The following is a 9484-nucleotide window of genomic DNA, read 5'->3' as shown; positions in this document are numbered from 1 at the left end:
GTCTTAGGGGCATCTGGTGATACAGATGGTTCACTCTTATCGCGGTGAACAGCGCTTCATACGACCTCAGGTCGCACTGGCAGCTACGTGTTAGCTTCTGAAAGTTTAGAAAGTGTCTTGTAGCATACCGCAGCGTGTTATTTTTTTTATTCTTAGCACTCACAGATGATTATATTGAATTGTAGTTATTTTTTAATATCACTGTTTTGTTGATAATCAGGGACCTTTTTTGGATGACATCCTTTGATTGAACGATAGAAATCCATTAACTGATTTATTTCTCGTTCAATATCTCCTGTCGGTCTTAAGGGCTTGGCGATCACAATCGCTTTGCGGCCGAAATCTAATCCGATTGGCACAATATCAACATCCGCTTTGGCTGCAATATGGTAAAAGCCACTTTTCCAACGGGTTACAGGGCTGCGTGTACCTTCTGGTGCTAAGGCCAGTTTATAAAGTGGATCTTGTTGGAATAACAGTACCACGCCATCGACTAAGCTATTATATTTACGTCTATCAACGGGGCTACCACCCATGGCGCGAAATAACCATCCCCAAGGCGGAATAAAGAGCTGATGCTTACCCAAAAAGTGTATTTTAGTTCCTAAGGCGCTGCGGGCGATAATGCCAATAATGAAATCCCAATTACTGGTATGCGGGCCAACAATGATGACGCAGGGTTTGGTTTTATCAAGTTGACCATCTAATTTCCAACCAAGTATTTTGAGTAACCCAGAGCAAAGTGAACTAAACATAATGTGATCCCAATTATTGAGCTTTATTAAGCTTCTTGTTGTTACTGTGCATTATCTAAGGGGTTGATATTAATCGGACAATAAACACATCTAATTATACCTTGTGATGTGCCCCGTTAGCTTATGTGATCTCAGCATAACCTATCATCGTGCTAATTCGACGCTTAAGCTCAACCGAGGATAGTAGATAGGATTAATCGATAAGTGTATGAATATGTTCTGTATTTTATTTCAAGCTTGCTGTTTGCTTTGCTAACAAGGCAAATGTACACGTCAATAGCTTGGGCGATGGTGAGTGCGACGCCGTTAGAGGATCAATAGCGCTGCAATAACGGTTTATCATCCCGGGTTGAGGTGATCTAATCGGTTGAAAAGTGCTAGTGAGTGGTCGGTTTATCAAACTTAGCAATGGATTTGGCTTCTTCTAGGATGACTTGTTCTAATTCTGCTTCTGATTTCATCCGCTCAAAATCAAACTTCATTCGTTGATGTTTAGGTAAGGCTTGACGCGCTTCCATGATGGGATGGTTTCTAATGAGGTCATAATGGATAAATAGGTTAGGGAAGTCAGGCGCAACTTGTTCTGACAGTGATAAGACATCAAATAATTTGCCTATGCGCACAACGCCTTCAGACAGTTCACAGCGATCTTCTAACATCGCCGCTGCTATGTAGCGGATATCAGTAAGTATTTGTTGTCTACGCTCGTCAGCTTTAGCCTTACGCTCTGATGATGCCTGCTGATTAGCTTGTGTTTGACGTTTAAGCGTTAACAGTAAGTGTGTTGCGTAGGCTGCAAGGGCAACAATAATGAGCAAAGCAATAACGATGGCGGTTGTTGACACAATTTATCCTTTTCTGAATACAAAACTGGCGCAAGATGCGCCAGTTTTTTTATATCAAACCAAGAAATAGCTTGGTATTACTGTCATCAAGCAGATTAATCTTTGTGTTGATAATCTTTGAGCAGATCAGCACCTGATTCAAAACGATTTAATAATTCATCGTCGCTCAGTTGCTTTTTAGGGCTGGCCGTTGGCGTATCATCACCTTCAGTAAGGCCTAAACTTAACATCAGTTGCTCAATCTTGTCTAATTGATTGTTCAACCACTTTTGATCCGTGTCAGATAAATCGCGACCTTCTTCAAGTTGGTCAAGCAATTGATTTAGTCTTGGGTCTTCTTCAAGTTTCAATAACTGTTGCTCATCGTTCAGTTTAGGCTGTTTAGGCTTAACCACTAACGGCTTGGTAATTGATGTCGGTAATGTTAATGCTACCGGCTTTTTACTGCCATGGCGTGCATCTTTACTCTTAACCGTTGCGCTATCTGATGCTTGTTTAAGTAAAGTTTCATTATGACGGCTGCCTGATTTACGGCCTGTTTCAGATTTTTTACCATCCACCGCATTGCGATCGACTTTTTTCTCTCTTGGGGCAAACTTAGCGCCGTTTTCGCCGCCTTTGCGAGTTTTTTTGCTGCGAGCCATAATGTTCTCGTTAGGTTTTCTAAACACGTTCTTGCAGAGCAATTTCTGCAAGACACTAAATAAGGATGCGCTTTATATCAGATTTTGATGATTTTTGCATCAAAACTAGAGCTTTCGATGCAAATAATAGCTCAAAATCACTATTTAATGCTAAATATTCGAATGTCGAGTGCTGATAAAAGCTTACATGAGTTGGATTGTTTTTGTAATGCCATTTAGCAAAGTGGTCTTTATCGGTCAATAAAGGCGTACTTATTGCTAACCAGCCACCGGGTTTAATTAATTGACTAAGCAACATCCATTCTCGGTGAGGGTGACGAAAGTGCTCAAATACTCGATAACAGCATACAAAATCATAGCGCTGTTTCAGTACCGACTGATCAGCCGCAAAAAACGGGTCGTATTGATTAACAAGATGACCGGCGTCTGCGATGGATTGCTTACTTTGTTCATCAAGTAAGCGGCCAAAATTCAGGCCCGTTAATACACCTGTCTGTTGCTGAGATATTTGCTCAAGCAGTGGCAGTATAAATTGCGATAATGGTTTCTGTTTCGATGACGTTTGTGCACGACCGTAACGCTGACGTTCAAGATCAGGCATTAGATGTGATTTTGGGTTAGCAAAAACTAAACCACACCGTTCGCAGCTGTAGAAAGCTCTTTTTTTGTCTTGAACAAAAAAATGAGCACCATGATTACAAAGCGGACATACGTTCATCAAATACAGCAGTGCCTAAGTATTGACTTAATAAACGATTATATAGCGAATGGGGCTAATTAAAAGTAAGTATTTTAAATCAAGTCAATATTGAGGTTATTTGGGGAATAAAAAAAGGTGGCAGTATAACTGCCACCTCGTAAAAGAGTGCCTAACGCACTTTATTCTGATTCCAAGTATCCTTACTTGCTATGTGACTATCCCGGTCAGATCTTTATTTCTTCTGCTTTCCATGCCGTTTCTAGTTATTATTGGTCATCCATAACACTTTTTATATTCTGTTGCCGTCCTGACTACAGCTTCCGTAGATGGTCTTCAATGACGCATCATTATCCTAATTGTCTTCAATGACAAGAGTTAACCATCCTTGTTACTTTGTACCTTCGAGCGATAAAGCCTCCAGTGGATGCATCCTCAGCAATAAGCTTTGTATGCCATTATTTGAATCCTTCAAATAATGCTCTGGGTTATCAGCCGCTCTGTTGTGTAAGGCAGTGCTAAATAGCATGTCGACCAATCGGTCTATTCCTTACAAATTTTACGACCTGTATTTCAAAATGAAATATCGACTCATGTTGTTATTATTAGTGAGCGGTCTTAAATTATTATTATTATAAATTAACTTTATTCTTATATCTTAAATGTATCAGTCCGAAACCTGCTTGATGTTATTAGTTTTATGTTACAAACAGATGGGTTCATCTCGGTACGGGGTGTATTTAACGCTAAAAGTGTGAACACTGTCAAGTAATAATCGATGAAGTTTACGTCAACGTCAACTTTAGGGGGTAAAAAATGAGCTCGAAAGCCCATTTTTTATTAGCTAATATTCAGTAGTATTAATGCTTAATACTTGAAATATATTTAGATAATGCTTCGATATCAGCATCAGACAGCTTTTTCGCGACATCTTGCATCATGCCATTTAAATCGTTATGACGGATCCCATCACGGAATTGTGTTAGCTGAATGCTGATATAGTTAGCATGCTGACCACCCACCACAGGGAAACCTGCAGCAGCGGCGCCTTGGCCTTCAGGTCCATGACAAGCAACACAGGCGGTAATACCGCGGGCGGCATCACCACCTTTATACAGTTTCTCGCCTGCAGTAGGTACATCGGCAACCTCGGCAACAACTTGTACTTGGCTAGCAAAGAATGCTGAAATGTCAGCAATGTCTTCATCACTGAGTCCCATTGCAAAACCGATCATAATGGGGTTCATACGACCCTCTGCGCCACCTGTTTTGGCCGCTAATCGAAACTCTGTTAATTGTTTTTCAAGATAGGCAGGGTGTTGGCCTGCTAATTTAGGATACATATCAATCATGCTATTGCCGTCAGCACCGTGACAGGCAGAACATACGATTGCTTTAGTTTTGCCTACTTCAGCATTACCTTCAGCCATAACTGGTGATGACATAGCGGCGACTACAGACAGCGCAAGAGCTAACTTTTTCATGGCGTTCCAACTTCTAGTTAATTTATTGTCCTGAGCTTACTAGGAAGACCCGCAAGCGTGGTAAAATGATTTTCCAAGTGCTTTTTATGCAGTTTATTTTGTTCGGTTAGAGCAAAATCATTTATGACTACATCACACACATCAGCATTGCTTGGGTATATAATGTGATCAAGCTAATATTTTACACGAAAATGTGCAAAAGTAAGCAATTGTTAAAAATTTATGGTAACGCGTTACTAGAAGTAATTTAATTGGAGTGAAGAGTGACTGAATCTCGTATCGATTTCCGTAGGGCTAAGTTTTTAATCAGTGCGCCAGATATTGCGCATTTAGATCAGTATCTTCCTGGGGATATCGGGGTTGAGATTGCGTTTGCTGGGCGTTCTAATGCCGGTAAGTCCAGTGCGTTAAATGCACTAACGGAGCAAAAAGGTTTAGCTCGAACCAGTAAAACACCAGGTCGAACCCAATTGATTAACGTTTTTCAGTTGGATGATGATCGTCGCTTGGTCGATTTACCGGGCTATGGTTTTGCGCAAGTCCCTTTAGCATTAAAAAATAAATGGCAACAGGCGCTTGGTGAGTATTTACAAAAACGTGCTTGTTTAAGTGGTTTGGTGGTATTGATGGATATTCGTCATCCATTGAAAGATCTTGATATGCAGATGATTGAATGGGCAGTATTAAGTAATATTCCGGTATTAGCTTTGTTAACTAAGTCTGATAAGTTAACCCAGAGTACCAAAATGAAAACCATCAATGAGGTGCGTTCAGCCCTAAAGGATTTTGGTGATAAGGTACAAGTGGAGACCTTGTCGTCATTGAAAGGCACCGGTAAACCTAAGGTGCTGAGCATTTTAAATGATTGGTGTCATCCTGAATGGTTAGCTGAGGAGAAGGCTGAGCAAGAACCTGAGTAACCACTGAGTGATATAATCGATTGCCAGCAAGCACTAAGAGCCGACACACATGTCGGCTTTTTTTCGTCTTTGGTATAGGGATCTTGATTTTTAGGCAAAAAAAACCGATAACCAAACGGCCATCGGTACAAATAAATTAGCTCTTTTGGGGAGAAGCTAAATTCAACAAGACTCAAGTGCCATCAACTCAATTTGATGACGCTCAATAGCAATATAATAACCGATCTCTAACGACAGTTAAAGTATTTGCTCTAAATATTTTTTAGGTCGAAAAAAAAATCAAAAAAAGCCCCAGCAACCTAAATTGCTGGGGCGCCGAATTTGGCTAGTCACTATTGCTAGTGAAATAAAGGTTTGCAAGATTGAACATCTTAACCTCTGTACCCTACGACAATTATAATAGCCTATTAACCTGAAAATAAAAAACTGTTTTTCATATAGACATATAATAGTGTGATTTTAGACCCAAAACATTGCTGTTTTGTTAACCATAACGGCTTGGCATGTTATACAGATTGAGTTTTTTCGGTAGTCCGCAAAAACTTGTCGGATTTTAGCACCGGTTTTAGACAGATTTGAACTCTGATTTGAGGTTCATCAATTGCTTGTTCATCGCCATCCACTGATTGAACTGATAGCAAATAAGGTGGGGTAACACTTTCTAACAGATGGATATGTCTTTTATGATCGAGGCTTTATCGTCTATTTTAGGAGGGATTACTTTTTAACAAATTACTTTCTAACAAATTACTTTCTAAAAAAATGAAGCATAAAAATGCCACCGTCAGTGAGGTGGCATAATCGTTAAACCTGTTTGAATGGTCTAGCAGCCTTTGCTGATACGAGCCAGCTAGTGACCCTCAATAACTAGTGGGCTTCACCCCAGTTGTCGCCAATGCCTGCCTCAGCTAATAAGGTCACGTCCAATGATGCCGCTTGAGCCATTAAATCGCACACTTTTGTTTTGAGCGTTTCAGCTTGCGCCTCATCAACTTCAAACACTAATTCATCGTGCACTTGCATGATCAAGGTGATTTCACCTTGTGTGCTGGTATTGATCCAATGGTGAATGGATATCATGGCTTTTTTGATGATATCTGCGGCAGTACCTTGCATGGGCGCATTAATCGCCGCGCGTTCAGCAGCTTGACGACGTAATGCGTTTCGATCGCGGATTTCTGGTAAGTATAAACGACGTCCGAATAATGTTGACACATAACCCAATTCAGCAGCGATGGCTCGCGTTTCTTCCATGTATTTAAGCACACCTGGGTAGCGAGCAAAATAAGTGTCGATATACGTTTGTGCTTCGTTACGTGGAATATCCAGTTGTTTGCCTAAACCAAATGCAGACATACCATAAATTAAGCCAAAGTTAACCGCTTTGGCGCGGCGACGTTGTTCTGTGGTCACTTCTTCAAAATGTATTCCAAACACTTCAGCTGCAGTGGCTTTGTGGATATCTTTGTTTGCAGCAAAAGCCGCTAATAAGCCTGCATCTTGGGATAAATGCGCCATGATCCGCAGTTCAATTTGCGAATAATCGGCTGCTAAAATCTTACGACCCGCAGGAGCGATAAAGGCTTGACGAATACGGCGACCTTCTTCGGTGCGAATGGGAATATTCTGTAAGTTGGGTTCACTCGATGACAAACGGCCAGTCGCAGCATTAGCTTGGTGGTAACTGGTATGAACACGACCCGTGATAGCGTTAACCATTAGCGGCAGTTTATCGGTATAGGTGCTCTTTAGTTTTGCTAGGCTGCGATGCTCAAGGATGATTTTAGGTAAAGGGTAGTCTAGTGCCAGTTCAACTAACACTTCTTCAGCTGTTGATGGTGCACCCTTAGGCGTTTTCTTTTTGACTGGGTAACCTAGTTTTTCAAAAAAGAGCGTTTGCAGCTGCTTGGGTGAAGCTAAATTAAACTTCTCTTCTGCTATTTCGTAGGCTTTAATTTCCAGTTCATCAAGCTTTTTGGCCAACTCACCACTTTGCTGGCTAAGTAACATTGAGTCGATTAATACACCTTGGCGCTCGACGTCTGACAATACTTGAATTAATGGCAGTTCTAACTCATTAAATACACTGGCGAGTTCAGGTTCTTTTTCAAGTCTTGGCCATAGATGTTGATGTAAACGCAGGGTAATATCAGCATCTTCGGCGGCATAAGGGCCTGCTATATCTAAATTAACTTGGTTAAAGGTCAGTTTTTTTGCGCCTTTACCTGCGACTTCTTCAAAACTAATATTTTTATGACCAAGATATTTTAATGCTAAACCGTCCATGTCGTGACGTGATGCGACTGAATTAAACACATAGGATTCGAGCATGGTATCAAAGCGTACACCTTTGAGAGTAATGCCTGCATTGGCTAAAATACTCATATCATATTTTAGGTTTTGACCGACTTTTTGGAGAGTGTCACTTTCAAGAATTGGGCGCAGCTTTTCAAGTGCACTGGCTTTATCGATTTGCTGCGGCGCGTCAAGGTAATCATGAGCTAACGGTAAATAGGCCGCTTTACCTGCTTCGGTAGCAAATGATAAACCGACAAGTTCTGCTTCCATGTAATTGAGACTAGTGGTTTCAGTATCAATCGCAATAAGGTCGGCGCTGTTGAGCTGTTCGATCCATTTATCGAGCGCTTCCATAGTCAGAATCGTTTCATACTCAGCTTCAATGGTTGGCGATACGGCAATTTCTTCATCGCTAGCGTCGCTAACAGTGCCGCGAGGTTGCTTGTTATCTAATACTTCAGCTAACCAACGCTTGAACTCCATTTCACCAAAGCATTTAATCAGTTCATCTCGATCTTGTGGTTTAACATTGAGCTCATGCCAGTCTTGTTCGAGTTTGACATCTGTTTTGATGGTGGCTAGCTCGTAAGACAGCCTTAGCATATCGGCATTGTCGATAATTTTAGCCGGCATGGTTTTCGAGCCTCGAAAACCCATGTCGACAACACTGTGAGGATCGGCTAATAGCTGGGCAACACTGCCTGCTCCGATGAGCATGGCTAAAGCGGTTTTTTCGCCGACACCAGGTAAGCCCGGAATATTGTCAGATTTGTCGCCCATGAGTGCTAAGAAGTCGATTATTCTATCTGGGTTAACACCGTATTTCGTCTTGACCTCTTCGGGCCCCATAATGGTGTCTGTCATGGTATTGATTAACGTCACATGCTCATTGACGAGTTGCGCCATATCTTTATCGCCGGTACTGATTAACGTCGCTCGGCCTTCTTTACTCGCTTGAAGCGCAATGGTACCGATCACATCGTCGGCTTCGACACCCGAAATGCTGATCAGTGGTAAACCCATCGCGTGAATGATTTTGTGCAAGGGTTCTATTTGAGTGCGCAGATCATCAGGCATCGGTGGACGCTGGGCTTTATATTCGTCGTACATATCGTTGCGGAAGGTTTTGCCTTTGGCATCAAACACCACCGCGATATGACTTGGGCTGTAGCGGCTTAATAAACTGCGAAGCATATTAATGACACCATAAACCGCGCCTGTCGCTTCACCTTTGGAATTGGTTAAATGAGGCGGCGAATAATAAGCGCGATAAAGATAAGATGATCCATCAACGAGGATGAGCGGATTATTGGGAATCGTTGGCATAATTAATATTCGTGTTCAGTATTTTGCGAGACTAATAGGATGACATTATACCCACAGCACCTCAAGATGCTTGTGAGATTGTCAGTTATTTACCCAAGATAGTGCTCAATGACCGTAACGTCTGACCAGTGGCGTATCCAGTGAGGTTTTGTGGGTAATTTTATAGAGAAAAGCAAACTATTAGGCGCGACAAAGATTCACAGCCTGTGGATAAGTCTGTGAGTGAATTAATCAACCTTACTGGATAGATTTTCCTACGACTTGAAATGAAATCTGTAACTAGTTGAATTAAGGCGTTTATTTTTATTTTTGTGAGCTAAATATTAATTCTCATAAATATTACTAATTTGTGGACTTTTTTATTGATGTCAGTTAAGTCACAATAGAATTTAGTGATGTTTTATGGTTACAAAAAGCTCATCTACTAAATTCGACGGTCCAAGTTAGCACGATTTTTAATCAGATCAATCATTTTGTTGTTTTTTTGTTGTAATATTTACATTATCACTTAAAAG

The 9484-nt window shown here is 41.1% G+C and carries 7 protein-coding genes; 1 reads left to right on the top strand and 6 read right to left on the bottom strand.

Going from position 1 to position 9484, the window contains the following annotated elements; genetic code table 11:
* Positions 1 to 185: 185 nt before the first annotated feature.
* From AAEZ00_RS02630 to AAEZ00_RS02610, 5 genes are all read right to left on the bottom strand, one after another.
* The gene (locus AAEZ00_RS02630) at positions 186 to 755 is read right to left on the bottom strand and encodes a lysophospholipid acyltransferase family protein (protein WP_351088297.1); all 570 of its coding nucleotides are present in this window, start codon (positions 753 to 755) and stop codon (positions 186 to 188) included.
* A gap of 377 nt (positions 756 to 1132) precedes the next feature.
* The gene (locus AAEZ00_RS02625; RefSeq protein WP_351088295.1) at positions 1133 to 1600 is read right to left on the bottom strand and encodes a DUF2489 domain-containing protein; all 468 of its coding nucleotides are present in this window, start codon (positions 1598 to 1600) and stop codon (positions 1133 to 1135) included.
* A gap of 95 nt (positions 1601 to 1695) precedes the next feature.
* Positions 1696 to 2244 (bottom strand): Der GTPase-activating protein YihI, encoded by a 549-nt coding sequence (gene yihI, locus AAEZ00_RS02620; RefSeq protein WP_124012856.1) that lies wholly within the window; start codon positions 2242 to 2244, stop codon positions 1696 to 1698.
* Between the two features lie 55 nt (positions 2245 to 2299).
* Entirely contained in the window at positions 2300 to 2962 is a 663-nt protein-coding gene (locus tag AAEZ00_RS02615) for a methyltransferase domain-containing protein (RefSeq protein WP_124012855.1), read from the bottom strand.
* Between the two features lie 839 nt (positions 2963 to 3801).
* Positions 3802 to 4425, bottom strand: a complete 624-nt coding sequence (locus tag AAEZ00_RS02610) for a c-type cytochrome (RefSeq protein ID WP_351088293.1) — start codon at positions 4423 to 4425, stop codon at positions 3802 to 3804.
* Positions 4426 to 4688: 263 nt separating this feature from the next.
* Here AAEZ00_RS02610 and yihA point away from each other — a divergent pair, with 263 nt between their 5' ends.
* The gene (yihA, locus tag AAEZ00_RS02605) at positions 4689 to 5345 is read left to right on the top strand and encodes a ribosome biogenesis GTP-binding protein YihA/YsxC (protein WP_101033357.1); all 657 of its coding nucleotides are present in this window, start codon (positions 4689 to 4691) and stop codon (positions 5343 to 5345) included.
* Between the two features lie 867 nt (positions 5346 to 6212).
* On the opposite strand, the gene polA is transcribed toward yihA, so the two are convergent.
* Positions 6213 to 8969 (bottom strand): DNA polymerase I, encoded by a 2757-nt coding sequence (polA, locus tag AAEZ00_RS02600; RefSeq protein WP_124012853.1) that lies wholly within the window; start codon positions 8967 to 8969, stop codon positions 6213 to 6215.
* Positions 8970 to 9484 lie beyond the last annotated feature (515 nt).

Origin of the sequence: Shewanella sp. S1-49-MNA-CIBAN-0167 (genome assembly GCF_040310145.1) — a bacterium.
GTDB lineage: Bacteria > Pseudomonadota > Gammaproteobacteria > Enterobacterales > Shewanellaceae > Shewanella > Shewanella psychromarinicola.
The sequence above is the reverse complement of the archived record's forward strand: the minus strand, read 5'-3'. Positions and strand labels throughout refer to the sequence as shown.